This window comes from Ruania albidiflava DSM 18029 (assembly GCF_000421225.1).
In the GTDB taxonomy this organism is placed as follows: Bacteria; Actinomycetota; Actinomycetes; order Actinomycetales; family Beutenbergiaceae; genus Ruania; species Ruania albidiflava.
This window is the reverse complement of sequence record NZ_ATWL01000012.1, coordinates 10,812-37,583: the sequence shown is the minus strand read 5'-3', so window position 1 is coordinate 37,583 and position 26,772 is coordinate 10,812. Positions and strand designations below refer to the sequence as shown.

General features: G+C 71.7%; 28 protein-coding genes, 1 other RNA gene and 1 pseudogene. 10 read left to right on the top strand and 20 right to left on the bottom strand.

Annotated features, from left to right (window positions below; genetic code table 11):
* Window positions 1-134: 134 nt before the first annotated feature.
* Window positions 135-932, bottom strand: coding sequence for an N-acetylmuramoyl-L-alanine amidase family protein (locus K338_RS0113875; RefSeq protein ID WP_022918774.1), 798 nt, complete (start codon window positions 930-932; stop codon window positions 135-137).
* A 15-nt stretch (window positions 933-947) separates the two neighbouring features.
* Window positions 948-1,160 carry a hypothetical protein gene (locus K338_RS0113870; RefSeq protein WP_022918773.1) on the bottom strand — a complete coding sequence of 71 codons (213 nt, stop codon included), beginning with the start codon at window positions 1,158-1,160 and terminating at the stop codon, window positions 948-950.
* Window positions 1,161-1,290: 130 nt separating this feature from the next.
* Between K338_RS0113870 and ppgK the strand changes: the two genes are divergently transcribed.
* A complete protein-coding gene (gene ppgK / locus K338_RS0113865; protein ID WP_022918772.1) occupies window positions 1,291-2,082 on the top strand; it encodes a polyphosphate--glucose phosphotransferase in 792 nt (263 codons plus the stop codon).
* Between the two features lie 246 nt (window positions 2,083-2,328).
* On the opposite strand, the gene rnpB is transcribed toward ppgK, so the two are convergent.
* An RNA gene (rnpB, locus tag K338_RS24635) (RNase P RNA component class A) lies at window positions 2,329-2,699 on the bottom strand.
* Between the two features lie 47 nt (window positions 2,700-2,746).
* On the opposite strand from rnpB, the gene K338_RS0113860 reads away from it, so the two are divergent.
* Window positions 2,747-3,571, top strand: a complete 825-nt coding sequence (locus tag K338_RS0113860; protein ID WP_022918771.1) for a YaaA family protein — start codon at window positions 2,747-2,749, stop codon at window positions 3,569-3,571.
* A gap of 10 nt (window positions 3,572-3,581) precedes the next feature.
* On the opposite strand, the gene K338_RS24585 is transcribed toward K338_RS0113860, so the two are convergent.
* From K338_RS24585 to K338_RS0113840, 4 genes are read right to left on the bottom strand one after another with little or no spacing between them, the layout of a single operon-like run.
* Complete coding sequence (locus K338_RS24585) at window positions 3,582-4,328, bottom strand: DUF1353 domain-containing protein (protein ID WP_022918770.1); 747 nt, start codon at window positions 4,326-4,328, stop codon at window positions 3,582-3,584.
* A 1-nt stretch (window position 4,329) separates the two neighbouring features.
* Window positions 4,330-4,998 (bottom strand): histidine phosphatase family protein, encoded by a 669-nt coding sequence (locus tag K338_RS0113850; protein WP_022918769.1) that lies wholly within the window; start codon window positions 4,996-4,998, stop codon window positions 4,330-4,332.
* Window positions 4,995-5,726, bottom strand: coding sequence for a zinc ribbon domain-containing protein (locus K338_RS0113845; RefSeq protein WP_022918768.1), 732 nt, complete (start codon window positions 5,724-5,726; stop codon window positions 4,995-4,997). Before K338_RS0113845 ends, K338_RS0113850 begins: the two co-directional genes overlap by 4 nt.
* Window positions 5,723-6,880, bottom strand: coding sequence for a Nif3-like dinuclear metal center hexameric protein (locus K338_RS0113840; RefSeq protein ID WP_022918767.1), 1,158 nt, complete (start codon window positions 6,878-6,880; stop codon window positions 5,723-5,725). Before K338_RS0113840 ends, K338_RS0113845 begins: the two co-directional genes overlap by 4 nt.
* A 95-nt stretch (window positions 6,881-6,975) precedes the next feature.
* Here K338_RS0113840 and K338_RS0113835 point away from each other — a divergent pair, with 95 nt between their 5' ends.
* The 3 genes from K338_RS0113835 to K338_RS22765 all read left to right on the top strand — a co-directional run bounded on the left by K338_RS0113835 (window position 6,976) and on the right by K338_RS22765 (window position 9,452).
* Window positions 6,976-7,122, top strand: a complete 147-nt coding sequence (locus tag K338_RS0113835; protein ID WP_022918766.1) for a ribbon-helix-helix protein, CopG family — start codon at window positions 6,976-6,978, stop codon at window positions 7,120-7,122.
* The gene (locus K338_RS0113830) at window positions 7,119-7,805 is read left to right on the top strand and encodes a hypothetical protein (RefSeq protein ID WP_022918765.1); all 687 of its coding nucleotides are present in this window, start codon (window positions 7,119-7,121) and stop codon (window positions 7,803-7,805) included. Before K338_RS0113835 ends, K338_RS0113830 begins: the two co-directional genes overlap by 4 nt.
* A gap of 87 nt (window positions 7,806-7,892) precedes the next feature.
* Window positions 7,893-9,452: an MDR family MFS transporter gene (locus K338_RS22765; RefSeq protein WP_022918764.1), complete on the top strand. Its 1,560-nt coding sequence runs from the start codon at window positions 7,893-7,895 to the stop codon at window positions 9,450-9,452.
* A 5-nt stretch (window positions 9,453-9,457) separates the two neighbouring features.
* Here K338_RS22765 and K338_RS0113820 read toward each other — a convergent pair whose 3' ends face one another.
* Genes K338_RS0113820 through K338_RS0113810 form a run of 3 tightly spaced genes read right to left on the bottom strand, consistent with a single transcriptional unit; the run spans window position 9,458 to window position 12,356 of the window.
* Window positions 9,458-10,222, bottom strand: a complete 765-nt coding sequence (locus tag K338_RS0113820; RefSeq protein WP_022918763.1) for a heme ABC transporter ATP-binding protein — start codon at window positions 10,220-10,222, stop codon at window positions 9,458-9,460.
* Window positions 10,219-11,301, bottom strand: coding sequence for a FecCD family ABC transporter permease (locus tag K338_RS0113815; protein WP_022918762.1), 1,083 nt, complete (start codon window positions 11,299-11,301; stop codon window positions 10,219-10,221). Before K338_RS0113815 ends, K338_RS0113820 begins: the two co-directional genes overlap by 4 nt.
* Entirely contained in the window at window positions 11,298-12,356 is a 1,059-nt protein-coding gene (locus K338_RS0113810; RefSeq protein WP_157612465.1) for a heme/hemin ABC transporter substrate-binding protein, read from the bottom strand. Before K338_RS0113810 ends, K338_RS0113815 begins: the two co-directional genes overlap by 4 nt.
* A 234-nt stretch (window positions 12,357-12,590) precedes the next feature.
* On the opposite strand from K338_RS0113810, the gene K338_RS22760 reads away from it, so the two are divergent.
* Window positions 12,591-13,115 (top strand): MarR family winged helix-turn-helix transcriptional regulator, encoded by a 525-nt coding sequence (locus K338_RS22760; protein WP_022918760.1) that lies wholly within the window; start codon window positions 12,591-12,593, stop codon window positions 13,113-13,115.
* A gap of 24 nt (window positions 13,116-13,139) precedes the next feature.
* Here the strand turns inward: K338_RS22760 and K338_RS24580 are convergent, their stop codons facing one another.
* The 10 genes and pseudogenes from K338_RS24580 to K338_RS22750 all read right to left on the bottom strand — a co-directional run bounded on the left by K338_RS24580 (window position 13,140) and on the right by K338_RS22750 (window position 21,267).
* On the bottom strand, window positions 13,140-13,628 hold the full coding sequence (locus K338_RS24580) for a DUF6069 family protein (protein WP_022918759.1): 489 nt from the start codon (window positions 13,626-13,628) through the stop codon (window positions 13,140-13,142).
* 109 nt (window positions 13,629-13,737) lie between these two features.
* On the bottom strand, window positions 13,738-14,694 hold the full coding sequence (locus tag K338_RS0113795) for an RNA polymerase sigma-70 factor (RefSeq protein ID WP_022918758.1): 957 nt from the start codon (window positions 14,692-14,694) through the stop codon (window positions 13,738-13,740).
* Between the two features lie 93 nt (window positions 14,695-14,787).
* Complete coding sequence (locus tag K338_RS0113790) at window positions 14,788-16,047, bottom strand: cytochrome P450 (protein WP_022918757.1); 1,260 nt, start codon at window positions 16,045-16,047, stop codon at window positions 14,788-14,790.
* 148 nt (window positions 16,048-16,195) lie between these two features.
* Window positions 16,196-16,600 (bottom strand): annotated as a pseudogene (locus K338_RS26640) (DUF6328 family protein); the annotation flags it as partial.
* Window positions 16,600-17,700, bottom strand: a complete 1,101-nt coding sequence (locus K338_RS0113780) for a hypothetical protein (protein WP_157612461.1) — start codon at window positions 17,698-17,700, stop codon at window positions 16,600-16,602. The gene K338_RS0113780 and the pseudogene K338_RS26640, both read right to left, overlap by 1 nt.
* Entirely contained in the window at window positions 17,697-18,320 is a 624-nt protein-coding gene (locus tag K338_RS0113775; RefSeq protein WP_022918754.1) for a GyrI-like domain-containing protein, read from the bottom strand. Before K338_RS0113775 ends, K338_RS0113780 begins: the two co-directional genes overlap by 4 nt.
* Before the next feature lie 158 nt (window positions 18,321-18,478).
* A complete protein-coding gene (locus tag K338_RS0113770; protein ID WP_157612459.1) occupies window positions 18,479-19,108 on the bottom strand; it encodes a gamma-glutamylcyclotransferase family protein in 630 nt (209 codons plus the stop codon).
* Window positions 19,105-19,992: a sigma-70 family RNA polymerase sigma factor gene (locus tag K338_RS0113765; RefSeq protein WP_022918752.1), complete on the bottom strand. Its 888-nt coding sequence runs from the start codon at window positions 19,990-19,992 to the stop codon at window positions 19,105-19,107. The genes K338_RS0113770 and K338_RS0113765 overlap by 4 nt, the downstream gene beginning before the upstream one ends.
* 59 nt (window positions 19,993-20,051) lie before the next feature.
* On the bottom strand, window positions 20,052-20,510 hold the full coding sequence (locus K338_RS0113760; RefSeq protein ID WP_022918751.1) for a carboxymuconolactone decarboxylase family protein: 459 nt from the start codon (window positions 20,508-20,510) through the stop codon (window positions 20,052-20,054).
* A gap of 148 nt (window positions 20,511-20,658) precedes the next feature.
* The gene (locus K338_RS22750) at window positions 20,659-21,267 is read right to left on the bottom strand and encodes a TetR/AcrR family transcriptional regulator (RefSeq protein WP_022918750.1); all 609 of its coding nucleotides are present in this window, start codon (window positions 21,265-21,267) and stop codon (window positions 20,659-20,661) included.
* Between the two features lie 87 nt (window positions 21,268-21,354).
* On the opposite strand from K338_RS22750, the gene K338_RS22745 reads away from it, so the two are divergent.
* Genes K338_RS22745 through K338_RS0113735 form a run of 4 tightly spaced genes read left to right on the top strand, consistent with a single transcriptional unit; the run spans window position 21,355 to window position 26,755 of the window.
* A complete protein-coding gene (locus tag K338_RS22745; RefSeq protein ID WP_022918749.1) occupies window positions 21,355-22,638 on the top strand; it encodes an MFS transporter in 1,284 nt (427 codons plus the stop codon).
* Between the two features lie 27 nt (window positions 22,639-22,665).
* The gene (locus tag K338_RS0113745) at window positions 22,666-24,996 is read left to right on the top strand and encodes a glycoside hydrolase family 3 C-terminal domain-containing protein (protein WP_022918748.1); all 2,331 of its coding nucleotides are present in this window, start codon (window positions 22,666-22,668) and stop codon (window positions 24,994-24,996) included.
* Window positions 24,996-25,841, top strand: a complete 846-nt coding sequence (locus K338_RS0113740) for an SDR family oxidoreductase (RefSeq protein WP_022918747.1) — start codon at window positions 24,996-24,998, stop codon at window positions 25,839-25,841. Before K338_RS0113745 ends, K338_RS0113740 begins: the two co-directional genes overlap by 1 nt.
* Window positions 25,841-26,755 carry an alpha/beta hydrolase gene (locus K338_RS0113735; protein ID WP_022918746.1) on the top strand — a complete coding sequence of 305 codons (915 nt, stop codon included), beginning with the start codon at window positions 25,841-25,843 and terminating at the stop codon, window positions 26,753-26,755. The genes K338_RS0113740 and K338_RS0113735 overlap by 1 nt, the downstream gene beginning before the upstream one ends.
* Window positions 26,756-26,772: the final 17 nt, after the last annotated feature.

Here is a 26,772-nt window from a genome sequence, read left to right as displayed (position 1 = left end):
GGCTGACCCGGTCCGGCACGCGGACACCCGCGTGGGACGCCCGGCCCGCACGGGATGCCCGGCCGGCCAGGTGAGAGACGTCCGCACGGCGAGCTGCGCCGTCGAGGGCGTGCTGCAACGCCCGGTGCTGGTGCTCAGTGGTGGTCGTGCGCCCAGGCGATCACGCCATCGGTGAGCGCCTCGACGTAGCGCTGCTGGCCCTCCTCGCTGCGCATCATCTCGGCCTCGTCCGGGTTGCGCAGCTGGCCGAGCTCGAGCAGCACCGTGGGTCGCCGGGAGAAGTTCAGCGTGGCGTCGTCAGAACGCTCCACCACCGGCTCGTCCACGTCCTGGTTCGCCGTGAAGCCGGCGTCCTCGAGCCCCTGCACCAGGCTCTCGGCCAGCTCGTGGCTCGGCTCGCCCTGCGACTCGGACAGCGGCGGGCCGGCGACCACGGCCACAAAGCCCGGGGTGTCCTCGTCCTCGATGCTGGAGGCGTGGATGGAGACCATCAGGTCCACGTCGTTGTCCTCGGCGAACGTGCCGCGGCGGTCCACGCACGGGCCGATGCCCTCGTCGTCGCTGCGGGTCATCCAGACCTGGGCGCCGAGGCCGTCCAGGTGGGTGGCGAGCTGTTCGCTGACCTCGAAGGCGAACTCGTGCTCGCTGTAGCCGTCCACGCTCGCCGTGCCGGTGGTGTTGCAGGCCACCCGGTCGCCGCGGCCGTCGGGCACCGGGTGGTTCGCGGCCTCCGGGTCCTGCGTGCGGCCGCCGTTGTGACCGGGGTCCACGGCGATGCGCACGCCCACCAACGGTTGCGCCGCCACCGGCAGCCCGGGCCCCTTGCCCTCCGGGACGAACGGCGGATCCGCCGATGCGGCAGGTGCCAGCGCGAGAGACGAGGCGAGCGCCAGAGCAGCTGCGCCAGCCAGTCGACGCATGCCCTGCTTCATTGCGCGCTCCTCGTGTCAGTCTTCGTCGTCGCCGTCCCACTCCCGGTCCTGGCGCTCCCACTCCTCGTTGCGCGCCTGTGCGCGCTGCAGAGCGTTGGCAGCCTCGGCCTCGGTGGCATACGGGCCCATCCGTTCGATCCAGTCGCTGACCAGACCGCGCTCTACCCTACCAGTTGCCAGGTTGTAGTAGTACGCCTGACCAGGATCGAGCTTGTCCTTCTTCGCCACGGTCTCACCTGTCCCTCTCTTCGGCCGGCGCCGCCACCGGCTGCTGGGAAAAACTCTAGACTGCTGCCTGCCCCGAGTCCTGCCGTGGCTTGTGTGGGTACTCTCCTGGCACGATGAAGGGAACGCACAGATGAGCAAGGACAAGGACGCTGCCAAGGTGGCGGAGGTCGCGGCCGAACAGGTCGGCTTCGGCATCGACATCGGCGGCTCCGGCATCAAGGGGGCACCGGTCCACCTGCGCACCGGTGAGCTGCTCACCAAGAAGTTCCGCCTGCCCACGCCGGCGGAGTCCAGCCCGGACGCGGTCGGGGCCGTGCTGGCCGATGTGGTGGCCCACTTCGAGCTGCCCTCGATCGCCCACATCGGGGTGACGTTCCCCGGGATCATCAAGAACGGTGTCTCGCACTCGGCCGCCAACGTGGACAAGCGCTGGATCGACACCGACGTGGCCGCAGTGACCCGCCGCTGGACCGGGCACACCGCCTACGTGGCCAACGACGCCGACGCCGCTGGCTACGCGGAGGTCGCCTACGGCGCCGCGAAGGGCAAGAAGGGGACCGTGCTGGTGATCACCCTGGGTACCGGCATCGGATCGGCGATGATCCATGACGGGCACCTGATCCCGAACTTCGAGCTGGGCCACCTGGAGATCGACGGCTATGACGCGGAGACTCGCGCTGCGTCGTCGGTGAAGGAGGAGGAAGGGCTCAGCTACGAGCAGTGGGCGGTGCGGCTGCAGCGGTACTTCTCGCACGTGGAGTTCCTGTTCTCCCCCGACCTGTTCGTGGTCGGCGGCGGGGTGTCGAAGGACCACGAGAAGTTCCTGCCGTTGCTGGACCTGAAGACGCCGATCGTCCCGGCGAAGCTGCGGAACAAGGCCGGCATCGTGGGGGCGGCAGCGCTGGCTGCGGAGAACGCCTGACCCGCGCGCACCTCTGCACTCCCGGGCACACACCCGCACTCCCCCGGCCGGCGCCCGCACTCCCCACCCGGGCACTCCCCACCCGGCGCCCGCACCCCGCGCCCCGCGCGCATTCGAACACCCTTAGCGCGTTGGAGCACGGTTGCAGCCTGGTTCGAATGCGCTAAGGGTGTTCCAATCGGAGCGAGTGGGCGCGGGCCCGGGGCGCGGCGTGGGCGGCGCGGGCGCGGGGCGCCCGGTGATGGGCGGATGAGTCGGCCGGTACGCCGGGTTCTGTCCCGAACCGCACGCGGTCCGGTGGCGGCCATCCATCTACGACGTACGTTGCCGCACGCCTCCAGCGACCTACCCGGAAGCTCGGGCGGGCAGCCCTCGAACACTTCCTGTCTGGTCTTGCTCCGGGTGGGGTTTACCTAGCCGCACCGGTCACCCGGTGCGCTGGTGGTCTCTTACACCACCGTTTCACCCTTACCGCCCGGCGGACCGGGTGGCGGTCTGATCTCTGTGGCACTGTCCCGCGGGTCACCCCGGGTGGGTGTTACCCACCACCCTGCCCTGTGGAGCCCGGACGTTCCTCGGCGCGGGTCGCCCCGCGACGCGGCCGCCTGGCCGACTCATCCACCCTCAGTCTACCGGCCGGCGAGCCGTCGTAGAGTAGTTGCCCGTGCTCATCCTGCTGCCGCCCTCGGAAGGCAAGACCGCTCCCGCTCGTGGCCGCCCGGTCGACCTGACCGCCCTGACACGCCCGGACCTCGCCGACGCCCGCACGCAGGTGCTACAGGCGCTGCAGCGAGCCAGCAGCCGCCGGGACGCTGCCGCGCTGCTGGGCGTGGGCGCCTCGCTGCGGGAGGAGGTCGCCCGGAACACCAACCTGACCGAGGCGCCCACAGCCCCGGCAGACCAGGTCTACACCGGGGTGCTCTACGCCGCCGCCGGGCTGGCTGACCTGACCGGTGCGGCGCGGCGGCGGGCGAACGCGTCGGTGCGGATCGTCTCCGCCCTGTGGGGTGTGCTGGCTCCCGGTGACCGGATCCCCGCCTACCGGCAGTCGATGGGCACCACCCTGCCCGGCGTCGGCCCGCTCGCCCGGCACTGGAGCAGCGCACTGGGCACCGGTCTTCGCCAGGCCGCGGGCCCGCAGGAGAACGCCCCAGGTGCGCAGGAGGGCCATCCGGGTGCCGGTCAGGACGTGATCATCGACTGCCGCTCGGCCGCCTACCTCGCCGCCTGGAAGCCACCGGCCAGCACCCCGTGGCTGACGGTGCGGGTGGTGGCCGAGAACGCCGGCGTCCGCACTGTGGTCTCCCACCACGCCAAGCACACCCGCGGGGTGCTCACCCACCACCTGCTCACCCGGCCGGGCCGCCCGCCGCGCACTGTGTCCGCGGCCGTGGCTGCCGCCAGCGAACTGGTCGGCTCGGTGCTGCGAGAGGTGAACCACCTGCCGGCGGCGAAGGGCCCGGACACCCTGGAGCTCGTGCTCGCCTGACCGGCGGGGGTCAGCGCGCGAACGGTGGGCCGCGGCGCACCTGCCGGCCGCTGACCGCCCGCTCCAGCAGCCAGTACAGGGTGTAGATCGCTGCGATCGCCAGGGTCACGTGCACCAGGAACGCCAGCGCCACCCCGGTGATGATGCCGGCCGGGGCGAACCGCCCCCAGCTGAGCGCCAGCACCGCCGGGACCACCACAGCGCCCACCGCCCCACCCACGAGCTCGGCACCCAGCGACCGCCGGCCCATCCATGGCAGGTGGTTCCACACGTCGAACAGGTCCAGGGTGGCCAGGATGCCGAGCACGGTCACCACACCGATCAGGCCGATGACGGCGCCACGCCAGTACCAGCGCGGCCGTCCGGTGTCCCACATGGTCGCCATGGTCACGGCCGCCCACATCAGCCAGGACCGGATCCGGCCGGTGCCCAGGTCGGCCATCGCCACCCGGAACAGCCGGTCCGCCTCCGGCCGGGGGATCGACGGGCCCAGGTAGGCACCGGGAACCACGAGAGCATCGTGCAGCACCGCAGCGGGCAGGAACCGTCCGCTGCGCGGCACCAGCCAGGTGAACACCCACGGCACGGAGGCCATGTCGGTGCGGAACGTCTCCAGGTGCGCGGGCACCACGAACGGTTCGGCGTACCCGGTCGCGGCGTAGGCGATCGGGCGGAGCAGGGCGAAGGAGCGCCCGTCGATGCTGCGCAGCTCCAGCCGGAGCGGTCCGCCGTCCAGGGCGTCGTAGAAGCGCCCCATCTCAGGCGTCGCTCGGCAGCCCTGCCACATGCACCTTCGCGAGCCCGTCGGTGTAGACCTGCAGCACGCTGATCGAGGCTGCCTCCAGCCGCAGCCGCCACCAGGCCCCCGGCGGCGCAGCCAGGCACTGACCGACCATCGAGCGGATGGTCACCGCGTGCGCGGCGATCGCCACGGTGCTCCCGGCGTGCGCAGCGAGCAGGTCGGCAATCAGCTCACCGCTGCGCTCACCGACCTCGGCGATCGACTCCCCGCCGGGTGGACGACTGGTGCCGGTGACGTGCCAGGAGTCCAGCTCCCCGGGCCAGCGGGCGTCGATGTCCGCCTCAGTGAGCCCCTCCCACTGCCCGAAGTGGCACTCCCGGGCCCGCTCGTCGGTGCGGACCGGCAGGTCGTCGAGCTCTTCGGCGAGGATCTGCGCGGTCTCCTGGGCGCGCACCATCGGGGAGGTGATCAGCACCGAGGGCCGGGGCAGGTCGTCGAAGAGCACGCCCCCGACCCGGGCCAGCATCCGCCCGGCTGCGGCGGCCTGCGCCCGGCCGTAGGCGGTCAGCGGCGGGCCGGGCACTCCGGAGCCGGAGTAGGCCCCGGTGGGGGTCAGCGGGGTCTCGCCGTGGCGCACCAGGGCGAGGGCGACCCAGTCACCGGTGCCCGTGCCGGCGGTGGTCACGACACCCGGACCAGGATGTAGCCGTAGTCCTCGCTGCGGATCACCTCGTCCGGGCCGGCGCTGGCGATCGCGTCCTGCTCGGTGAGGCTGAGCGGCACCTGCACCCCTTCGGTGGCCGTCCCGCGCAGGGCGACGGCGGCCAGTCCCCCGGTCTGGGTCCGGATCCGTTCGTAGAGGGCGAGCAGGCCGGAGTCGATGCCCTCGGCGGCCGCGTCCCGCTTGGTCTGGGTCTCGGCGATCTCCGCGTCCAGACCGGCGAGCGCCTCGTCCCGCTCGGCCTCGGTGCGGGCCACGTCCGCCTGCAGCGCCTCGAGCTGGTCGGTCACTGCTGCTGCTTCTTTCTCCGCGCGCTCCATCCGCTCCATCACCTCCAGCTCGACCTCCTCCAGGTCGGACTGGCGCTTGGCCAGGGACTCCAGCTCGTGCCCGAGGGCCTGCAGGTCCTTGGGGCTGCCGGCGCCGGCGTCCAGGCGTTGCTGGTTGCGGGCGGCGCGGGTGGTGACCTGCTCGACGTCGGTCTCTGCCTTGGTCAGCTCCCGCCGGGTGTCGGAGACGAGCACCTCGGCCGCCGTCTTCGCCCGGGTGAGGTCCTCAGCCCGGGCGGTGAGCTCGGCCAGGGCGGTGAGGGTGGGGTGGGTCTTGCGCTGGTGGGCGAGCTTGGCCAGGTGCGTGTCGAGCGCCTGCACGTCCAGCAGTCGCACCTGGTCGGCAGCGGGTGCTGTGGTCACGGGGTACCTCCGGTCTCGGCTGCGCCCAGCCTAATGGTCCACGGGTCGGTGACCCGCGTGGAGACGATGGTCTCCAGCCGCCCGCCTGCGTCGGTGTCCAGCGCGCGGGCGGCCACCGGCAGCCAGGGCCACTCGGTGGCCCAGTGCGCGGCGTCGATCAGGGCCGGGGCACCGGACTCGGCGCGGGCCTCCTCGGCTCGGTGGTGGCGCAGGTCGGCGGTCAGGTACACGTCCGCCCCGGAGCGGTGCGCGGCATCCAGGTAGGCGTCCCCGGAGCCGCCGCAGACCGCCACGGTGGAGACCACCTGGTCCAGGTCGCCGCTGACCCGGATGCCCTGGGCGGTGGCCGGCAGCGCGGTGGCCACCTGCTCGGCGAGCTCGCGCAGGGTGATCTCGTACGGCAGGTACCCGACCCGGCCCGAGCCCACGGCGCTGGCCGGAGCCGCAGTGGTGAGGAAGGAGAAGGCGGGCTCCTCGTACGGGTGGGCCTCCCGCAGTGCCGCCACCACCTGCTCCCGCCGCTGCGGGGGCACCACCATCTCGATGCGCCGTTCGGCCACGCGCTCGTGCCGGCCCACCTGCCCGATCGTCGGGTCGGCGCCGTCGTGCGGGGTGAACTCTCCGGTGCCGGACACCGACCAGGCGCAGCCGGTGTAGTCCCCCACGGCACCGGCTCCGGCTGCGGCGAGCGTGCCGCGCAGCTGTTCGGCGTCCTCTTCTGGTACGTACACCACGAGCACGTCCAGGGCCTGACCGGGGGCGGGCACCAGGGGGCGGGTGCCGCTCAGGTCGAGGGTGGCGGCGAGTGCCTCGTTCACCCCGCCGGCGGCGATGTCGGCGTTGGTGTGGGCCACGTACAGGGCCACACCGGCAGAGATGAGGCTGTGCACCACCCGCCCTTTGGCACTGGTGGCGGCCACCGAGTGCACCGGTTTGAGCAGCAGCGGGTGGTGGGTCACGAGCAGGTCGGCGCCGGCGGCGGCAGCCTCGGCGACCACCTCCTCGGTGGGGTCGATGGCGAACAGCACGCGTTCGACCGGCGCCACCGGGTCGCCGACCACCAGGCCGACGGCGTCCCAGGGTTCGGCGGTGGCGGGCGGGTAGCGCCGCTCCAGGAAGTCGATCACGTCATGCAGGTGCAGCGGTGCGTCCATACCTCGAATGTATCTGTCCGCACGGGCTGGGGCCATGCCCACCGGGCAGCGGCGGCCGGTACCGCCACCCCTGGGACTGATGCTATGGTGCTAGCATGCGAGAGCCCAAGGTGCAGTTCAACGTGTATCTGCCCGGCGACCTGGTCCGCCGGATCAAGCATCGCGCGATCGACGAGGAAGAGTCGCTGTCCGCCCTCGTCGAACGGGTGATGACCGACTACCTCGAGGAGGACGCGCCGTGACCATCGTGCACACCATCCACCACACCAACGATGTCTCCTGGTGGCAGCGGGTGCTGCCGGTGCTCGGCTTCGGCGCCACCGACCGCCCCGGCACCTGGGCCGGCAGCGGGCTGCTGACCATCCGCCAGGCCGGTGCGGCCGACCAGGACGGTGCCACCGAGCTGGAGGTCCTGGTCCCCGACCCGGCCGCGACTCTCGCGGCCGCCGGGAACGTGGCCCGCACCACCGGACCAGCCGTGCAGGCCACGGACGGGACCACGATCACGGTGAGCTCCGCCGTCGACGATCTGCGCACTCCGACCCTGGCCTCCGGCCAGAGGCAGGTGGCAGTGATGCCGATCTGGTACTCCCCCGACCCGCAGCAGCCCCTCGAGGTGCTGTCCGCGCTCGGGCTCGCGCCGCGCCTCGCCTCCGATGCGGGCAGCTGGCGCGACTTCACTGCCGACGGCGGAGGTCAGGTGGCCTGGCACGGCTCACCCTCCGTAGCGCTCGAGCTGAGCCTGGAGCACTCCGGCGACCTGGACGCGCTGGTGCCGGCGCTGGCCGAGGTGGGCGCCAGCGCGACCGTGGTGGACGAGGCCTACAACCGCACGCTGCTCATCGATGCCCCGCACGGGGCGAAGCTGTGGGTGAACGGCACCCAGCGCGACCTGTACGGCTACACCCGCGCCGACCAGGACTGAGCACCACCGGAGGTCGCGGAGCGGTCGGTCCGGTCCAGCATCCGACCCCCGCTTGTTCTATGTAATCTACATGCGTACTGTGCATGGGTGCCTTCATCCACACCTGCGCCAGTCGAGGAGGAGACACGCCCCACGAACGTGGGTCTGCTGTTCGCCGCACTGATGGTCACGATGCTGCTGGCGTCGTTGAACCAGACCGTGCTCGCCACTGCGCTGCCGACGATGGTCGGCGAGCTGCACGGCGTGGACCAGATGACCTGGGTGATCAGCGGCTACATCCTTGCCTCGACGATCATGATGCCCATCTACGGCCGGATCAGCGACCAGCTCGGCCGCAAACCGGTGCTGATCTCCGCGATCGCCGTGTTCATGATCGGCTCGATCCTCGGGGCGCTGGCCGAGGACATGAGCCTGCTGATCGTGGCCCGGGTGGTGCAGGGCCTGGGCGCCGGCGGGCTGATGATCCTCTCCCAGGCCGCGATCGCCGACGTGGTCCCGGCCCGGGAGCGCGGCCGGTACATGGGGGCGATGGGCGCAGTGTTCGCGGTCTCCTCGGTGGCCGGACCGCTGCTCGGGGGCTGGTTCACCGAGGGACCGGGCTGGCGCTGGGCGTTCTGGATCAACCTGCCGCTGGGCGCCCTGGCGATCACCGCGGTGAGCATCTTCCTGCACCTGCCCGCGCGGCGCACCGGCACCCGCCCCCGGCTGGACTACCTGGGCATGGCGCTGCTGGCCGGGGCCACCACCGCACTGGTGCTGGCCAGCACCTGGGGCGGCAGCACCTACGACTGGGCCTCCCCGCAGATCCTCGGCCTGATCGCCGCGTTCGTGGTGCTCGGGGCGGTGTTCGTGTGGGCGGAGTCGCGCGCGAGCAGCCCGGTGATCCCGCTCACCCTGTTCCGGGAGCGCAACTTCGTGCTGACCGCCACCGCCAGCCTGGCCGTCGGGGTGATGATGTTCGGCACCATCGGGTACATGCCGACCTACCTGCAGATGGTCACCGGAGTGGACGCCACTGAGGCCGGTCTGCTGATGATCCCGATGATGGGCGGGCTGCTGGTCGCCTCGGTGGTCTCCGGGCAGATGGTCTCCCGCTCCGGGCGGTACAAGGCGTTCCCGCTCACCGGGTCGGTGGTGATGGCGATCGGGCTGGTGCTGATCTCCACGCTCACGGTCGAGACCTCGCTGGTGGTGCTGTGCGCCTACATCTGCCTGTTCGGCCTCGGGATCGGGATGAGCATGCAGATCCTCACCCTGATCGTGCAGAACACGTTCCCGAACGCGATCGTGGGCACAGCGACGGCGGCGAACAACTACTTCCGTCAGGTCGGGGCCACGCTGGGGTCGGCCGTGGTCGGGTCGGTGTTCGCCTCCCGGCTGACCAGCGAGCTGGTGGCGCAGTTCACCGCGGCCGGCGGGGTGCCGGCCGGCACGAGCATCGACTCGCTCACCCCGGCCGGGGTGAACGCCCTGCCGGAGGAGGTGCGCACGGTGATCGTGCACGCCTACAACCATGCGTTGATGCCGATCTTCGCGTTCCTCGTGCCGCTGGCGGTGGTGGCGCTGGTGGCCCTGATCTTCCTCAAGGAGGTGCCGCTGGCCACCAGCGTGAGCGCCCACGAGCCGGTGGCAAAGCCGGCAGACTGAGCCGGTCAGTCCACCGTGACCACCATCGGACAGCCGCGGGTCGGATGATCGGTGACCAGCACCCGCTGCCGGTAGACCGCACCGATCCGTTCGGCGGTGAGCACCTGCTCCGCTGGCCCGTCGGCGACGATCGCACCGTGCTGCAGCATCACCACCCGGTCGGAGTAGGCCGCGGCGAGGTTCAGGTCATGGATCACCACCACCACACAGGCTCCTTCGTCACGCAGACGGCGGGCATGGCGGAGCACCACCTCCTGGTGGCGCAGGTCGAGTGCGGCGGTGGGTTCGTCCAGCAGCACCACCGGGGTGGTCTGCGCCAGCGTGCGGGCGAAGGCGGTGCGCGCCATCTCACCGCCGGAGAGGGTCTGCACGTCCCGGCGACGCATCCCGGCCATCTCGGCGGCGGCCAGGCTGTCGGCCACGATCTGCGCATCGCGGTCCGGATCCGGTGCGTGGGAGAGCCGGGCGAGCTGCACGATCTCCTCCACCGAGTAGGAGAAGCGGACCAGGTGGTCCTGCGGCAGCACGGACCGCAGCAGAGCGAGCTGCTTGGGCCGGTAGCTACGTACCTCGCGGCCCTGCAGCAGCACGTGTCCGCTGCTCGGTTCCAGGTCGCCGGACAGTGCCGCGAACAGGGTGGACTTGCCGGCACCGTTGGGGCCGATGAGCGTGGTCAGGCGGCCGGCATGAACGTCCAGGTCGACATTCTTGAGCACGTGGTTGGTGCCGAGCACCACGTTCAGGCCCTCGGCCTGCAGCACGGGGGTCATGCGCGCATCTCCGTACGTCGGCGGAACAGCAGCCAGAGGAAGAACGGACCACCGACGAGCCCGGTGAACAGCCCGATCGGCACCTCTGACGGTGGGTTCAGGGTGCGCGCGCCGATGTCGGCGACCACCAGCATCAACGCCCCTCCCACCGCGGACAGCGGCAGCAACCACCGGTGCCCAGGGCCGATCAGCAGGCGCACGATGTGCGGGACGACCAGTCCGACGAACCCGATCGAGCCGGCCAGGGCCACGGCGGCGCCGACCACCAGCGCACTGGCCACGATCAGCAGGATGCGGGTGCGGCGCACGTTCCGCCCGACGTGGTGGGCCTGCCGCTCGCCGAGGGCGAGCACGTCCAACGGCTTGGCGAGGCTCAGCACGGCCACCACACCGGCCACGTAGAACGGCAGACCGGCCGCCAACGTGGTCCAGGAGGCACGGTTCAGCGAGCCCATCGACCAGTAGGTGATGGACTCCAGCTCGGTGGTGTCGGCGATGTAGGTGAAGAAGCCGTTCACCGAACCGGTCACCGCGGTGATGGCGATACCGACGAGCAGCAGCTGCACAGTGCCGCCCTTGCGCCCCGGGCGTGCCAGAGCGTAGATGAGCCCGGTGGTGATCAGCCCGAAGATGAAGGCCATCCCGGGCACGGTCCAGCTGCCGAGCACGGTCAGGCCGAGGACGATGGCGGTGATCGCGCCCAGGGAGGCACCGGCGGTCACGCCGATGACACCGGGGTCGGCCAGGGAGTTGCCGAACAAGCCTTGCAGTGCCGCTCCGGAGACGGCTAGAGCCGAGCCCACCAGCGCGGCGAGCAGCACCCGGGGCAGGCGGATGTCCCAGACCACACTGACCTCGGCCGCAGTGTAGCCAGTGGCCTCGCCGACACCGAGCTTGGCGGCGATGATGTCCAGCACCGCACCGGGCGCCAGCCGCAGCGGCCCGATCGCCACACCGGCCACCAGCGCGACGACCAGCAGGGCGAGGAAGACTCCGAGGATGACCGGGCCGTACGGGCGGCGGACGGTCCCCTCGGTGTCCTCGACCGTGCGTGCCGAAGAGACGCCGGTGGCTGTCATGCGTCCGGGTGCAGCTGGGCCTGCAGAGCCAGGATGCCCAGGCCGGCGCTGACCGCACCACCCTTGAGCTGCATGTCGTCCATCACCACCAGCGAGCCGGTGGCCGCCGCCGGGGTGCCGCTGAGCCCGTCGACCTGCTCCCAGATCCCGTCCTCGCCACCGAGGTCGTCGATCTCCGAGGCGGCGACCACGATCACCTCCGGTGCTGCGGCGACCAGACCTTCGGCGGTGATCGACTGGTACCGGTCCAGCCCGGACTCCGCGCCAGTGTTCAGCCCGCCGGCGTTGACGATGATCTGGTGCGCCGGGGTCTCCTCCCCAGCAGCGGTGGTGTTGCCGCTGTCGCCGGCGCCGCTGGAGGACAGGATCATCACCCGCGGGCGCGCCTCGACACCCTCCAGGGCGGCATCGGCCTGATCGAACTGCTCCTGCACCTGGGCAGCCAGCTCCTCCCCGGACTCCGGCACTCCCAGCAGCTCGGCGGTCTTGCGGATCTTGTCCGGCGCCTCCTGGCTGGAGTCGATCAGTGTGGCCGGGATGTCGGCGGCCTGGAGCCCGGAGATCACGTCCGCATGCCGGCGCATGCTGGTACCGATCACCAGGGTGGGCTCGAGGGCGACCACTCCCTCGACCGTCAGGCTGCCCCGCCCGGCGGTGGTGATCCGCTCCTCGGCCTGGGCGGCGACGTCCTCGATGAGGGAGGTGTCGGGGGCGATGCCGATCAGCTCGTCATGCCCGAGCGCCTGCATGATCTCCATCGTCGGGTCGTCCAGGACAAGCACCCGGTCCAGGCTGACCACCTCGATGTCGACGCCGTCATCACCGGTGAACGTGACCGGCAGCTGCGGCTCGGCCGCCTCGACGGAGGGGACCTGCCCGTCCGCCTCGGCCGTGGTGGGGGCACCTTCGCTGCCGCCCTGGTCAGCACTGCCCTGTGCGTCCTGCTCCCCGGCCGCCTCTGGGCTGCTGCTCTGACCCGAGCCGCAACCGGTCAGTGCGAGAGCGGCCGCCAGGGCCAGGGACACGAACAGGGGACGTCGCGTTGATCGAGACACGTTCTCTCCAGATGAACGAGGACAAGGACAGGTCGGCACAGATCCGCCTCGGTAAATACCTCGGTAACCGAGCCATCGAGATATTAGGTTAGGTAAACCTCATTAGGCAAACCTTAGTCGAATTGTGGACGGCGATCCGGCCGGGTGCGGCACCGCAGGATGCCGCACGGCCTGGGCGAGACGCTACGGCCCAGGTGTGCGCTGGGGCCGGGCGGATCGGGCACGATAGGGGTCGTGTCTGCACCGGACCCGCACCGTCTGGCTGCGCTGATCGTGGAGCTGCGCCGGAGCCTGCGGCGCAGCTCTGGAGCGCCGGTCGCCGACGCCGCGACGCGGCCGTCGGGCCGCCCCTCCGCGGGGCCCGGCGGTGGGTCCGCCGACGGCTCAGAGGAGACAGCACCCCGGCTGACGCCCGCGGAGGAGGAGATCCTCCGGTACGTCGCCGCCCATCCGGGGCGCGGCACCTCGAGGATCGCGACCGCGTTGCGCCTGCGTGCGAACACCGTCTCTGGGCTGTGCAGCGCGCTGACCCGCAGCGGCTTGCTGGTACGCCAGGCCGATCCCGCGGACGGCCGCGCCGCCCAGTTCTTCCTCTCCCCCGGCGCCACCGCACGCCGGGCGGTGAAGATGGAGCGCCGTTCGGACCGGCTCTCCCGTGCCCTGGGAAGGCTCGGAGCCGAGGACCAGGAACGGATCGCAGCGGCACTGCCCGCGCTGGAGTCCCTCGCTGACCTGTTGCACGCCGAGCCTGACCGGTGAGACCGTCCAGCTCGGCGAGCAGCGCTACCTGCTGCGCCGGCTGGCGGGGTCTTCGACGACGGCGGCATCCGACTGACCAGATGCCCTGCGCCGCAGCGTAGCCCCCACCAGGACGATGGCCACCCCCGGGACGGTGTGCATCCCCGCCAGCAGCACCCCGGTGAGCGGGTCGTGCGCACCGAGCGGTGGCACTGCACCGGTGCCCAGAGCGACCACCGCACCGAGCACGGTGACCGCGGTCAACCAACGGGTGGAACGTCGTCGAGCGAGCAGCAGCACCAGCACCCCGGCAGCGAGCGGGACGACCGTCTTCCAGGCCACGTCCGGTGCGGTGATCTGGTGGTTGGCCGGCCCGACGGCAGGGTCCAGCCGGAGCGTGGCGCCAGCGAAGCGGCCGATCGCATAGAGGCCGAGGTTGACGGCGGTGGCGGTCAGCACCACAGTGACCGCGAGACGCAGCTGTCGACGTCTGCCGGGTGCGAGAGCTTCGGTGCCGGTGGTGTGCGTGGTCATCGTGCCTCCCGGGTGAGTGGGACCATGTCCACCCCTGGGACAACCCGGCTCCTGCGGCCGTGACATCACCACTGCGGCCGACGGGACGCCGGCAGCGTCCTCCGCGCCATCAGCGGTGCCCGCGGCGGGCCTCGCGGTAGTCGCGGGCGAGCTGCCAGGGGTCGGCCACCGGTCCGAGATGGGTGAGCTTGTCCGGGTTGCTCACCGACCGGATCGTATGGATCCGGCCCTCGGCGATCTCCAGGGTGATCGCCTGCACCACGTGACCGTCCCGGTCCCGGGCCAGAGCCCCCGGCTCCCCGTTGATCTGCTGCGGCTGCAGAGTCAGCCCCACCCGGCCGAGCTGCGGCAGCACCGAGCCGAGCACCCGGACGGTGTTCTCCACACCCACGATCGGCCGCGGCGGGGCCGGGGCGTTGCCGCCGGTGTCGGTGACCAGCTGCACGTCGGCGGCAAGCAAAGTGCGCAGGCTGTCCACGTCGCCGGTGCGGATGGCCTCGAAGAACCGCGTCGCGAGCTGCTGCTGCTCCTGCCGGTCGACCCGGAACCGTGGCCGACCGGCGCGCACGTGCCGCCGGGCCCGGACCACCAGCTGCCGGCAGGCCGCCTCGCTCCGGCCGAGCGCCGCCGCGATGTCGGTGTAGTCGAAGCCGAACACGTCCCGCAGCACGAAGGCGGCACGTTCCAGCGGGCTGAGCCGCTCCAGCAGCACCAGCGCTGCCATCGAGACCGAGTCGGCCAGCTCTGCCGAATGTTGCGGGTCCTGGTACGGGTCCTCGAGCAACGGTTCGGGAAACCACTCGCCCACGTACTCCTCCCGGCGCACCCGGGCCGACTTGAGCACGTTCACCGCCAGGCGGGTGACGATCGTGGACAGGTACGCCTTCGCTGACTCCGGACGGACGTCGGCGGCGTCGTAGCGCAGCCAGGTGTCCTGGACCACGTCCTCCGACTCGGTGACGCTGCCCAGGATCCGGTAGGCGATCGCAAACAGCAGCGGCTGCAGCGCCACGAACTCCTCGGCCCGTGCGGTCGGCTCCTCCTTCCCCACACCCTGACCGGCCATCCTCATCCCTCCTCGAGCCGTACCTGCCCTGTCACCGTCAGGACAACGCAGCCGCGACGGAGGTGACATCGGGCTCCGGTACGAGCCGCACGATCAGCTGTTCTGCCGAGACCCGGCCGGGCGCACGTCGGCGAGCAGCACGCGCTCGCGCGGGAGCGTCGGGGCGCGGTTCAACGGCACGCTCAGGTCCTGGGCGGGCACCCGGTAACGGATCGTGCGGGTGAGCTGGCGCACCGCCTCGGCCATCAGCGCGATGGTCATCGGTTCGCCCGGGCAACGGTGGTCGGTGGCCCGGTCACCACCACCCTGCGGGATGAGGGTGTGCGGGTCGCCGGACCAGTCGCGGAACCGCTCCGGACGGAACTGCTCCGGCTGCTGCCACAGCGCAGGATGGTGGTTGGTGCCGTACAGGTCGAGCACCACCAGCGCTCCAGCGTTCAGCTCAGCACCGGCGAACGTGACCGGCTGGGTGGGCCGGCCCGGCACTGCTGGGAAGAACGGGTAGTAGCGGCGGACCTCGTGCACGAAGGAGCTCAGGTCGGTCTCCTCGCCGCTGGCGAACGTCTCCTGCCAGTGCGGGTAGGTGATCAACGCGGCGGCAGCGAAGGTGATGAAGTAGCTGACCGCCACGATCGGGCGGAGCACGTTGATCAGCTCCACCGCAGCCACCTGCTCGTCGAGCAGCTCAGCGCCGGTGTCCCGGAACTGCGAGATCACCGCCAACGCACTGCCGGACGGTGCCGCCAGCTCACCCGTGCGCACCGCCCGCACCAGACCGACCGCCCACGCCTCGGTCCGCCGACGCAACGCGCGCGCCGCCCAGTTCCCCGGCCCGAGCAGGCCGATCCAGTCCACCATCGCCGACAGCTCCCGCGCCCGGTGCCGCACACTGGTGCCGACCAGAGGCACCCCGGCCCAGCGCAGCGCGGTGCGGGTGAGCAGCAGCTCGGCCTGGTCGTGCAGCACGACCTGGTCCTGACCGGCCCAGTACGTGCTGGCCCGGGCGAAATCCTCGGCGAAGAGATCCACGATCGTGCCCGCGTCGCAGGAGGTGAGCAGAGCGCGAAACATCGCTTTGCGGTGCTGGTGCGCTGCGCCGTCGAGCCCTTGGACGGACCCTTCGTCCTGCAGCAGGTGCTGCATGAACGTGGGTACGGCACCGGACCGGGTGAAGCGGCCCTGGCCGCCGTAGAACAGGCCGGAGGCCTCGGCGCCGCGCAGGAATGTCACCTCCCGGCCGGCCACGCTGGTGCGGAAGGCATCGGTGCCGAGCTCGTCGCAGGTGCGGGAGACGAATGCGTACCCCTGGCTGAGCAGAGCGGACAGTCGGCGGAGCGGAACCTGCGGGATCATCTCTCGACCGTCGCACTCCCTGCCCTCCCGCGCTAGGCGAACCGGTCAACCATCCTTGTCCTGCGACCCCCGCCTGCCCCCCGGTGAGCGGCGCGAGCCCCCAGAGGAGGAAGAAGAACAGCAACGTGGCCCCGGCGGCTATCGTCCCGACGATCGTGGACTCCACCACGGCGAAGGCGATCCACACCACACCGCAGATGGTCAGCGCCAGCGTGGCCAGACCGGCCCGGGAGGTGCGGTTCGCCGCGGCCAGCAACCAGGGCCGCTCACCCAGGTAGAAGACGCTGCGGTGGAAGGCGACCGGCGCGATGAGGAACGCGGTGGCGACCACAGCACCGGCGAGGACGCACAGGTAGACGGTGCGCATCGTCTGGTCCAGGTCCCCGAACCGGGCGGAGAACGGGATGGTGAGCAAGAACCCGGTGAGGATCTGCACCCCGGTCTGCGCGACCCGCAGCTCCTGCAGCAGCTCGTTCCACTTCCGGTCCAGCCGCTGGCTCTGCCCGCGCCCAGCGGGGTCGGCGGACGCTGCAGTGTCTGGGTCAGGACGCATCATCGGTCTCTCCCGCCGGTCGTGGGCCTCGCCTGGTCGACAGTACGCGTGGAACGCCGCCACAGCGCGACGGCGCCCAGCCCGATCAGCAGCGGGCCGGCCACGGTGAACACCCGCCAGATGATCAGGGCCGCGAGCGCCGGCTCCTGGACCGGGTCACCGCCGGAGGCCACCAGGGACGCCAGCGCGACCATGTCCACGATGCCCAGCCCGGACATCGCGAAGGCGGTCAGCGGGTAGGCGAACAGGAACGCCACCGCCACGTCCAGCACGGAGAGCTGCTCCGCGCCGAGGCCCACGAACCGTAAGGCTGCGAGCATGATCGACAGGTCGGCGAGCAGCATCACCAGCAACGCGGCCACCGCCCGGGGGAAGGCGTAGCCGAACCGGGCCGCGATCTCGCCGCGGAACCGGATGCACGCGGCCGCCCATCCCTCTGGGTCCACGGCCGGGCGGACCCGGTGCACGAGCCGGCCGCCGGTGCGCCCCAGCCAGGCCGCCCAGGCATCGGTGCGCAGCAGCAGCACCAAACCGGTCCCCAGCGCGGCGGCGATCACCAGGCTGATCAGGTCCAGCCAGCGCAGCCCGAGCGACCGCCCACTGACCAGCACGATCACGAACCCGAGCAGCGGGGCGGAGAACCGCACGATGAAGAAGCTGAGCGCGTTCATCAGCGTGCCGGCCACCGCGCGGCCCGCAGGTACCTGCCAGGACTTGAACATCGCCACCCGGAGCACCATGTCGCCCGGCGGTGGGGCGAAGGCGGCCATCGTGGCGGCGCCCAGGTCGTTGACGGTGGCCCGGTACAGGCTCACCCCGGGGATGTAGAACGCCAGCGGGGCCGCGTTCGCCACCTGCCGCACCACCAGCAGGGCCAGCAGCACGAACGGCTGCCACCAGCTGAGGCGGCCCATCGCCTGCCACACCGCCGCCCACTCGATGCGGCCGATCAGCCGGGCGACCCCGATCGTGACCACGACGACGATGACCCACAGCAGCAACCGGCGCACCCGGCTACGGCCACGTCCGCTCGGGACCGGCAGCTCCCCGAATCCTGGTGCGTCCGCGGGAACGGGCGGCTCCTCCCCCGGCGCGGTCATGTCCGACCACCGGTCACCGGCTGGCGCAGGATGGTGCGCAACCGGTGCGGCGCGGTGCGGCGCACGTCGGAGAGGTAGATCTCGTGGTGCTTGCCAGCCAGGGTGAACCCGTGGGCGGGGATGACCTCCTGGTGCAGCTGGGCGAGCACGTCGGTCTCAGCGTCGAAGGGGCCGATGTGCAGGGTCTGCACGCAGCGTCCCTCGGTGAGCTCCTCGAGCCGCACGTCGGCCAGCCGGGGCGGTACCTTGGTGCGATCCACCTGCTCGATCGCCGCCTCAACCATCGCGGGCGAAACCCAGTCGGGCACGAGCAGCAGCAGGGTCCAGTCCCAGGCGGACTTGTCCCGCGCGGTGGTGAAGGTGCTCATGTCCTCGGCCCACCACAGTCCCTCCAGCGGTGGCACCACGTAGTCCCGGCCGAGCTCGTGCTTCGAGGCGAACTTCAGCGTGTAGGCCACCGGGTAGAGGCTCTCGACGGCGGTGGTGAAGGTGGCGCTGTTCGGGTCACCGTGGCCGTCGATCATCAGGTAGCGGCGGGTGGGCAGGTCGAGCACCCGGAACTCACCGCGGCGGGCACGGTAGGAGTCGAGCTCTTTCGTCAGGTCCACCCTCTCGGCCACCGACGCCCTCCTTGGTCGCTTGTGCCGAGCGTACCCACCCCACGTCGCGGGTGCTCTTGTGGTTGTAGCACCGCGGTTTTACGACCACAAGGGCACCCGCGTGGACCGAGGGCAGCGGTGCAGCGCCTCGAGCCCGAGCGCGCACTCGCGGAGCACGGTCACCTCTCGTGGTGGTCTGGCCGTGCCACCCTATCGGCGTCGGTGGCCAGGTCCACGCGCTGCAGGGGGTGGATCTGCTCGGCCGGCGGGAAGCCGGTGCTCTCCCGGAAGTCGGCACCGAAGCTGCGGACCTGGCCCTCCCAGTGCTGCGCGCCGGTGACCACCACCTCCCGGTAGCGGGACGAGAGCAGCCCGCGGGAGACGTCGTCGGGCCGGGTGAACTCGGCCCGGCCGAGGAACGCGAGCACCTCTGCCTCCGGGTGGGGCCAGCCCGGGTAGGGCTCGACGGCGATCTGCTGGGGTGCGTAGCGCCGCTCGCGGGCGCGCAGCGCGTCCAGGTCATCAGCGTCCACGGGGATGCACACACCGTTCACCCGTGCCGTGGGGCTGGGGCGCAGGTTGCACAGCAGCACCCGGGACGGGCGGGACCCGCCGGTGTCGTAGTAGGCCTTGTCCTGCTGGCTGCCGTCGTTGGGGAACGCGACGTCGAAGCAGCGCAGCAGGCCGGCCGCCCGCGCCGGGATGCAGGCGTCCAGGTCCACCTCCGGCAGGGTGCGGCGCAGCGAGTCCGGATGCAGCAGAGAACCGTAGCCGAACACGTACGCGACCACCGGGCGCCGTGCCCTCATACCGGCACCCGGGTGAGCTTGTCCGGGTTGGCGATCTGCCGCACGCCGCGCACCTGGCCAGCGGGGTCGAGGTCGAGGGCGACCAGGTCGCGCCGGTCGAGGGTGCGCACGTCCAGCCCGGGCTCGCCGTTGATGTGCACGAGCCTGGCCCGCACCGCGTCCGGGCGCTGGGTGATCGCGGCGGTGAAGACCCCGGTGTAGAACCGGATGATGCGGTCCGCCCCGTAGATCGGGTTGCGGGCCGCCCTGGTCTTCCCGCCGCCGTCGGTCCAGAGCACGGCGTCCTCGGCCAGCAGGTGCACCAGGGTGGCCACCTCGCCGCGTTCGATCGCGGTGACCATCGCCGAGAGCGTCTGGGCGGCAGCCGCTGAGCGCACTGGCGGGGCGTCGTCGATCTGCAGCCTGCGCTCGGCCCGGGAGACCAGCTGGCGCACCGCGGCCGGGCTGCGCTCCAGCACTGTGCCGATCTCCGCGGAGGTCATCCGGAACCCCCGGTGCAGCACGAGGGCAGCGCGTGCGTGCGGGCTGAGCTGTTCGGCCAGGTGCAGCAGGCCGATGCTGAGCAGCTCCCGGTCGGCGACCACGTCCTCAGGCAACCGGTCGGTGGCCACCGGTTCGGGCAGCCACGGCCCCGGGTAGAACTCCCGCTCGGCGGCGAGCTCGCGGAGCTGGTCGACGGAACGCCGGACGCACACCGTGGTCAACCACGCCGGCCAGGACCGTACCTCCGCCCCGCCGGTGCGCTCGGCGCGGACGGCCGCCAGGGCCACCTCGGAGACCACGTCCTCGGCCAGCCCGTAGTCGCCGAGCATCCGGTAGGCGATCCCGGTCAGCCGGTGCTGCTCAGCACGCCAGGCCTCGGCGGCCGGGGAGGCGGCAGTCATACCTCCACCGTACCGACGGCACCGACCAGGGTGGCTGACCGCCCGGTCGGCGTCGTCGATCACTCCACCGGGTGCTTGGCGTCCACCGGCGGGGCCATCTCGGTGCTGATCGCGATCCGGTTCCACACGTTGATGGTGGCGATGGCCAGCACCAGGGCGCCGAGCTCACCGTCGTCGAAGTGCGCCGCGGCGGCCGCCCAGATCTCGTCGGTGACAGTGTCCGGTCCGAGCCGGGTGACGGCGTCGGTCAGGGCGAGCACGGCCCGCTCCCGGTCGTCGAACAGTGTGGGCGAGTGCTCCCAGGCGGCCACGGCGAACAGCTTGCGCACCGGGATGCCACGCTTGCGCCCGGCGGTGGCGTGCATGTCCACGCAGTATCCGCACCCGTTCAGCACCGATGCACGCAGCTTGATCAGCTCGTACAGCACCGGGTCCACGGACTTGCGCGCGTACCCTTCCAGTCCGATCACGGCGGCGTAGCCGAGCTTGTTGGTGCGGCCCATCTCGATCCGGGGCATGGTTTCCCTCCAGGGTTGGCAGGCGCCGGTTGGCGTCACCTGGTGTGTCGGAACGAGGTGGCGAAGTGTGACAGGCGGGGCCCTGGTACACCTGCCCGTACGCGCCCATCTGGATCACCAAGGCGGTGCGCCGCCACGGTGAGCGTGGCTACTCCGGCCGGGCTGCGCCGTCGGCTATCGCGTGCTCGAACAGCTCGAAGAGCACGGTGAGCGTGCCGGCCATGTCCAGCTCCGGGTCGCGCAGCCAGCGCAGCTGCAGACCGTCGGTGGCCGCCAGCAGGAGGAGGGCCATCGTCTTGGCCGAGGCAGGCAGCCGCCCACTGTCGGCGGTGGCGCGTTCGATGGTGCGCGCCACCCGCTCCCCCAGGTCGCGGTCGCGGCGTGAGAAGAACTCGTGCGCCGGGTGCTCCGGGTCGGCGGCCTCGATCGACAGCCGGGTGAACAGCTCCACCAGCCCGGGGATGTCCGCGTTGCGCTGCACGATGCGCACGTAGGCGCTCTCCAGGTCGGCGAGCTGGGCGCTCAGCTCATCCAGTCCAGGGTCGTCCACCTCGTCCCGTTTGCGCAGGATCTCGGTGAACAGCTGCTCCTTGGAGTCGAAGTGGTGCAGCAGACCGGTCTTGCTCAACCCTGCGGCCGAGGCGATGCGGTGCACCGAGGCGCCGGAGTAGCCCTCGGCCGCGATCACCTCCAGACCCCGGGCGACGATCTCCTCCCGCCGGGCAAGTCCCTTCGCGTACGGTCCTCGCTTGCCCATGCCGTCCAGTAAACCGGACTCTTGGCAAATTGAAAACCGACTGGCAGACTGTTTTCACTCCCGGTGCATGGTGCAGAGAGGACCGGTATGCCGACGACGCGCACGTCCGCCTCCCAGGAGCACCTGCTCGACGGCTCCTACGAGGGTCCGGTCACCGTGCGCGGACCGCTGCGCCGGCTGCTGCTCTGGCTCGCGCCCACCTACCTGGTGCTGTTCGCGGTCTGGGGTGCAGTGCCCGGCATCCTGCTCGCACTGCAGGTGGAACGGCTCGACCCGGCCCAGAAGGTGGCCAACCTCGCCCTGGTGACCACGGCCGGCGCGCTGGTCTCGATGCTCACCCAGCCGGTGGCCGGGCTGATCTCCGACCGCACCCGCTCCCGGCACGGGCGCCGTGCCCCGTGGATGGTGGTCGGCACCGCGGCAGGGGCGGTGCTGATGGTGGTGCTCGGCATGCAGCACTCTCTGCTCGGGCTGCTGCTCGGCTGGGTGGGCGTCTCGATCGCCTACAACCTGGCCCAGGCGCCGCTGACGGCGATCCTGCCGGACCGGATCCCGCGGCTGGCCCGGGGCAGCTTCTCCGCGGTGACCGGGATGGGCACGCTGGTGGGGATGCTCGCCGGTCAGCTCCTCGCCTCCAGCCTGTCCGACGTGGTGCTGCTGGCGTACCTGGTGCTGGCGGCCGCGTGCCTGGTGATGCTCACCGTGTTCACCTGGCGCAACCCGGACCGCTCCAGCGCCGCGGACCCGCGGGAGCCGTTCTCGCTGCGCACGTTCGCCCGCACCTACTGGGTGAGTCCGCGCCAGCACCCGGACTTCGCCTGGGGGTTCGCGGGCCGGATGCTGCTGAACCTGGCCTACTACGTGGTGGCCGGCGGCTACCTGCTGTACGTGCTCGCGGACTACATCGACCTGGGCAGCGACCGGGCGGCAGCGACCATCCCGCTGCTCACCCTGGCCGGTGCCCCCGGGGCGGTGCTGGCCACGGCCGTGGCTGGCCCGCTCTCGGACCGGCTGGACCGGCGGAAGATCTTCATCGGCGTGGCCGCAGTGCTGTTCGCCGGTGCGATGGTCGCACCGCTGGTCAGCCCCACAGTGGCGGGGATGGTGGTGGCCTATGCGATCGGTGCGTTCGGCTACGGGGTGTTCCAGTCGGTGGACTCGGTGCTGATGTCCGAGGTGCTGCCGGACCAGCAGACCTTCGGCAAGGACCTGGGCATCGTGAACATGGCGATCACCCTGCCGCAGACCCTCGCCCCGGCTCTGGCCGGGGGCATCGTGCTGGTGGCCGGGTACGCCTGGTTGTTCCCGACGGCGATCGTGCTGGCACTGCTCGGTGCGGCCGCCGTGGTCCCGATCAAGTCCGTACGGTGAGAGAGCCGACGTCCGAAGGAGAGTCCCATGTCCGATCCGACGACCAGTGGTTCCCAGCCCGCAGCCGGCGCGGCCAGCGCGCCGGGTGCGGCTGGCGGCGATACCGTCCCGGTCACGCCCGCGGACCTGACCGTGGCGGAGAAGGCCGGGCTCACCAGCGGAGCCGACGCCTGGCACACCAAGGCGATCGACCGCCTCGGCGTGCCGGCGATCATGGTCACCGATGGGCCGCACGGGCTGCGCAAGGAGGCAGGTTCCGGTCCCGGGCTGGGCCCGAGCGTGCCGGCCACCTGCTTCCCACCGGCGGTGGCGCTGGGCGCCAGCTTCGACCCTGTCCTGGCGGAGCGGGTGGGAGAGGCGATCGGCACCGAGGCGGCGATCGAGGACGTCGCGGTGGTGCTCGGCCCGGGGATCAACATCAAGCGCTCCCCGCTGTGCGGACGCAACTTCGAGTACTTCTCCGAGGACCCGCTGCTCTCCGGGCTGATGGGGGCCGGCCTGGTGCGTGGCATCCAGTCGAGGGGCGTGGGCGCATGCGTGAAGCACTTCGCGGCGAACAACCAGGAGACCGACCGGATGCGCGTCTCCGTGGACGTCGATGCGCGCACGCTGCGGGAGATCTACCTGCGCGGTTTCGAGATCGCGGTGCGTGAGGGCCGGCCGTGGACGCTGATGTGCTCCTACAACCGGATCGAGGGCGTGTACTCCGCGCAGAACCGGTGGCTGCTCACCGAGGTGCTGCGCGAGGAGTGGGGCTTCGACGGCCTGGTGGTCTCCGACTGGGGTGCGGTGGCCGACCGGGTGGCGTCCATAGCAGCGGGGCTAGACCTGGAGATGCCCGCCACCGGTGGCTACACCGACGGCCAGGTGGTGCGCGCCGTGGCGGCAGGTGACCTGGCCGAGGCGGACCTGGACACTGCCGCCGGGCGGGTGCTGGAGCTGGTCCGCCGTGCCGGGCAGCGTCCGCCCGCGCCGGCACAGCTGAACGTGGACGCCCACCACGACCTGGCCCGGGAGGTGGCCGGCCGGTGCGTGGTGCTGCTGCAGAACACCGACGAGCTCCTGCCGTTGGCGACCGACGCACGGCTGGCGGTGATCGGCGCGTTTGCGCAGCAGCCCCGGTACCAGGGGGCGGGCTCCTCCCGCATCGATCCCACCCGGTTGGAGGATGCGCTGACCGAGATCCGGGCGCTCGGCACCGGTGAGGTGACCTACGCGCCGGGGTTCACCCTGGACGGTGCCGGGGACGTGACGGCGCTGCGTGCTGAGGCGGTGCGCGTGGCGGCCGGGGCCGAGGTCGCGGTGCTGTTCCTCGGTCTGCCGCCGGAGGCGGAGTCGGAGGGCTTCGACCGGGAGCACCTGGACCTGCCGGCCGAGCAGGTGGCGTTGCTGGCCGAGGTGCTGGCGGCCACCGAGAACGTGGTGCTGGTGCTCTCCCACGGCGGGGTGGTGCACGTCCCGCAGGCGGAGCAGGTGCCGGCGATCGTGGACGCCTCGCTGCTCGGGCAGGCGGGCGGCGGGGCCACCGCGGATGTGCTGTTCGGGCGGGTGAACCCCTCGGCGCGGCTGTCCGAGACGGTGCCGCTGCGGCTGGCAGACACCCCGGCGTTCGGGAACTTCCCGGGCGAGAACGGCCAGGTGCGCTACGGCGAGGGCCAGCTGGTCGGGTACCGCTGGTACGACGCACGCACCATGCCGGTGGCGTTTCCGTTCGGCCACGGTCTGTCCTACACCACGTTCTCCTACGGGCAGGCCAGCGTGGTCACGGCCGACGACGGCGGCTGGCAGGTGCGCGTGCCCGTCACCAACACCGGGGGTCGGCTGGGGCGGGAGGTCGTGCAGGTGTACGTGTCGTTGTCCGGCTCGGCGGTCTCTCGCCCACCCCGGGAGCTCAAGGGGTTCGCCTCGGTGGAGATCCCACCCGGGCAGACCGCGGAGGTAGAGGTGGCCGTGCCACGAAGCGCACTGGCGGTCTGGGACGTGCGCACCGGCTCCTGGTGGGTGGAGGGCGGGCAGTACCTGGTGCAGGTGGGTGCCTCCAGCCGGGACCTGCGCACCAGCGCGACCGTGGAGCTGCCCGGGGACGGGCTGCAGGCGCCGTTGACCCGGGAGTCCTCGCTGGCGGAGGTGCTCGCTGACCGGCATGCGGCGCCGCTGGTCGCGCAGGCTGTGCAGCAGCTGGCCGACCAGGTGCCCGCAGCGGCCGGGCTGCTGCAGGACGAGGAGATGATGACGCTGATGTCCTCCTTCCCGGTCGGGCGGCTCCCCGGCTACGGCGGTCTTCCGATCACCGAGCAGCTGGTCGACGACCTGCTCAGCGCCGCGAACGCTGCCCGGGGCACACCGGAGGTCGGCTGATGCGCCGCCGAGGACTGCCGCTGGCGGGTCAGCAGGTGCTGATCACCGGTGGCGGCAGCGGTCTGGGGCGGCGGATGGCGCTGCTGGCAGCCGACCGCGGCGCCCGGGTGGCCGTGTGGGACCTGGACCTGGCCGCCGCCGAGGCCACCTGCACGCAGATCACCACCCGGGGCGGGGCTGCCAGGGCGGCGGGGGTGGACGTCTCCGACGAGCAGGCGGTGCAGGCGGCGGCCGAGCAGGCCGGCCCGGTGGATGTGCTGGTGAACAATGCCGGCATCGTCAGTGGCGGGGCGCTGCTGGAGAACTCCAGTGCGCAGGTCCGGCGCACGTTCGAGGTGAACGTGCTCGCCCTGTACTGGACCACGCGTGCGTTGCTGCCCGGGATGCTGGACCGGGACAGGGGCACTGTGGTGAACCTGGCCAGTGCCGCTGGGCTGGCGGGCGTGGCGCGGCAGACGGACTACTCGGCGAGCAAGCACGCCGTGGTGGGCTTCACCGAGTCGCTGCGCGCAGAGCTGCGCACCGCGGGTGTGACGGGAGTGCGCACTCTGCTGGTGTGCCCGTACTACGTGGACACCGGCATGTTCACCGGGGTGCGCACGAAGTTTCCGCGGCTGCTGCCGATCCTGAGCGAGGAGAAGGTGGCCCGGGCGATCCTGGATGCGGTCGAAGCCGGTCGGCAGCAGTACATCGCCCCGCTGCTGGCGCGGCTGGTGCCGATCGGGCGGGTGCTCCCGGTGCGGGCGTTCGACGCGATGATGGACTTCTTCGGCATCAACCAGACGATGGACCACTTCGTCGGCCAGGCCGGGCGCCAGCCCACCGAGCCGGACGTACGCCGCTGATGGACGCTGAGCGGGTGGACCCGCAGGTGCGGGCCGCCCGGCGGATGCCGGACCTCCCGGTGTACCGGCTGTGGGGACGCCTGCTGGTGCGGGCCGGGGTGCACCTGCTCCCCCGCGACCGCCGCCCGGGTGTGCGGGTCCGGCGGGTGCGCCGCCCACGGCTGCGGGTCTACCAGCCGGTCCGGTCCGGCGGCGGGGCGGGACCAGCGCTGCTGTGGTTCCACGGTGGCGGGCTGGTGATCGGTGCGGCGGTGATGGACGACCGGTTGTGCGCCACCGTGGCCGAGGAGCTGGGCATCACAGTGGTCTCGGCGGACTACCGGCTCGCCCCACGGCACCCGTTCCCGGCGGCGCACCAGGACGCGCTCATCGCCTGGCAGTGGCTGCAGGACCACGCCGAGCAGCTCGGGGTGGACCCGGACCGGGTGGCCCTCGGTGGTGGGAGCGCAGGCGGGAACCTGGCGGCGGGTCTGGTGCTGCACCTGGTGGACATGGGCGGAGTGCAGCCGGTGGCGCAGTGGCTGTTCGCACCGATGCTCGATGACCGCACCGCCACCCGTCGGGAGCTGGACGCAATCAAGCACTGGGTGTGGGACAACCGGTCGAACCACTTCGGCTGGTCGGCCTGTCTGGGCACCGAGCCAGGCGGCCCGGACGTGAGCGACCATGCCGCCCCGGCCCGGCGGACCGATCTGTCCGGGCTGCCGCCGACCTGGGTGAGCGTCGGGGACCTGGACCTCTTCCTGGCGGAAGACGTGGCCTACGCCGAGCGGCTGACCGGTGCCGGGGTGCCGGTCACGCTCGAGGTGGTGCCGGACGTGCCGCACGGGTTCGAGGGCTGGGCGCCGGAGGCGGAGGTCTCACGGGCGGTGGAGCAACGCGCCCGGGACTGGCTCGCCACAGCGCTGGGTTGACGCACCCGCCACCTGGT

Coding starts and splice junctions, on each gene's coding strand:
- ppgK (WP_022918772.1), top strand. CDS start 1,291: ATGAGCAAGGACAAGGACGCTGCCAAGGTGGCGGAGGTCGCGGCCGAA.
- K338_RS22745 (WP_022918749.1), top strand. CDS start 21,355: ATGCCGACGACGCGCACGTCCGCCTCCCAGGAGCACCTGCTCGACGGC.
- K338_RS0113770 (WP_157612459.1), bottom strand. CDS start 19,108: ATGAGGGCACGGCGCCCGGTGGTCGCGTACGTGTTCGGCTACGGTTCT.
- K338_RS0113835 (WP_022918766.1), top strand. CDS start 6,976: ATGCGAGAGCCCAAGGTGCAGTTCAACGTGTATCTGCCCGGCGACCTG.
- K338_RS0113780 (WP_157612461.1), bottom strand. CDS start 17,700: ATGACCGCGCCGGGGGAGGAGCCGCCCGTTCCCGCGGACGCACCAGGA.
- K338_RS0113745 (WP_022918748.1), top strand. CDS start 22,666: ATGTCCGATCCGACGACCAGTGGTTCCCAGCCCGCAGCCGGCGCGGCC.
- K338_RS0113815 (WP_022918762.1), bottom strand. CDS start 11,301: ATGACAGCCACCGGCGTCTCTTCGGCACGCACGGTCGAGGACACCGAG.
- K338_RS24585 (WP_022918770.1), bottom strand. CDS start 4,328: ATGGGGCGCTTCTACGACGCCCTGGACGGCGGACCGCTCCGGCTGGAG.
- K338_RS0113840 (WP_022918767.1), bottom strand. CDS start 6,880: ATGGACGCACCGCTGCACCTGCATGACGTGATCGACTTCCTGGAGCGG.
- K338_RS0113820 (WP_022918763.1), bottom strand. CDS start 10,222: ATGACCCCCGTGCTGCAGGCCGAGGGCCTGAACGTGGTGCTCGGCACC.
- K338_RS22750 (WP_022918750.1), bottom strand. CDS start 21,267: ATGGGCAAGCGAGGACCGTACGCGAAGGGACTTGCCCGGCGGGAGGAG.
- K338_RS0113760 (WP_022918751.1), bottom strand. CDS start 20,510: ATGCCCCGGATCGAGATGGGCCGCACCAACAAGCTCGGCTACGCCGCC.
- K338_RS0113875 (WP_022918774.1), bottom strand. CDS start 932: ATGAAGCAGGGCATGCGTCGACTGGCTGGCGCAGCTGCTCTGGCGCTC.
- K338_RS0113790 (WP_022918757.1), bottom strand. CDS start 16,047: ATGATCCCGCAGGTTCCGCTCCGCCGACTGTCCGCTCTGCTCAGCCAG.
- K338_RS24580 (WP_022918759.1), bottom strand. CDS start 13,628: ATGACCACGCACACCACCGGCACCGAAGCTCTCGCACCCGGCAGACGT.
- K338_RS0113795 (WP_022918758.1), bottom strand. CDS start 14,694: ATGGCCGGTCAGGGTGTGGGGAAGGAGGAGCCGACCGCACGGGCCGAG.
- K338_RS0113765 (WP_022918752.1), bottom strand. CDS start 19,992: ATGACTGCCGCCTCCCCGGCCGCCGAGGCCTGGCGTGCTGAGCAGCAC.
- K338_RS0113740 (WP_022918747.1), top strand. CDS start 24,996: ATGCGCCGCCGAGGACTGCCGCTGGCGGGTCAGCAGGTGCTGATCACC.
- K338_RS0113735 (WP_022918746.1), top strand. CDS start 25,841: ATGGACGCTGAGCGGGTGGACCCGCAGGTGCGGGCCGCCCGGCGGATG.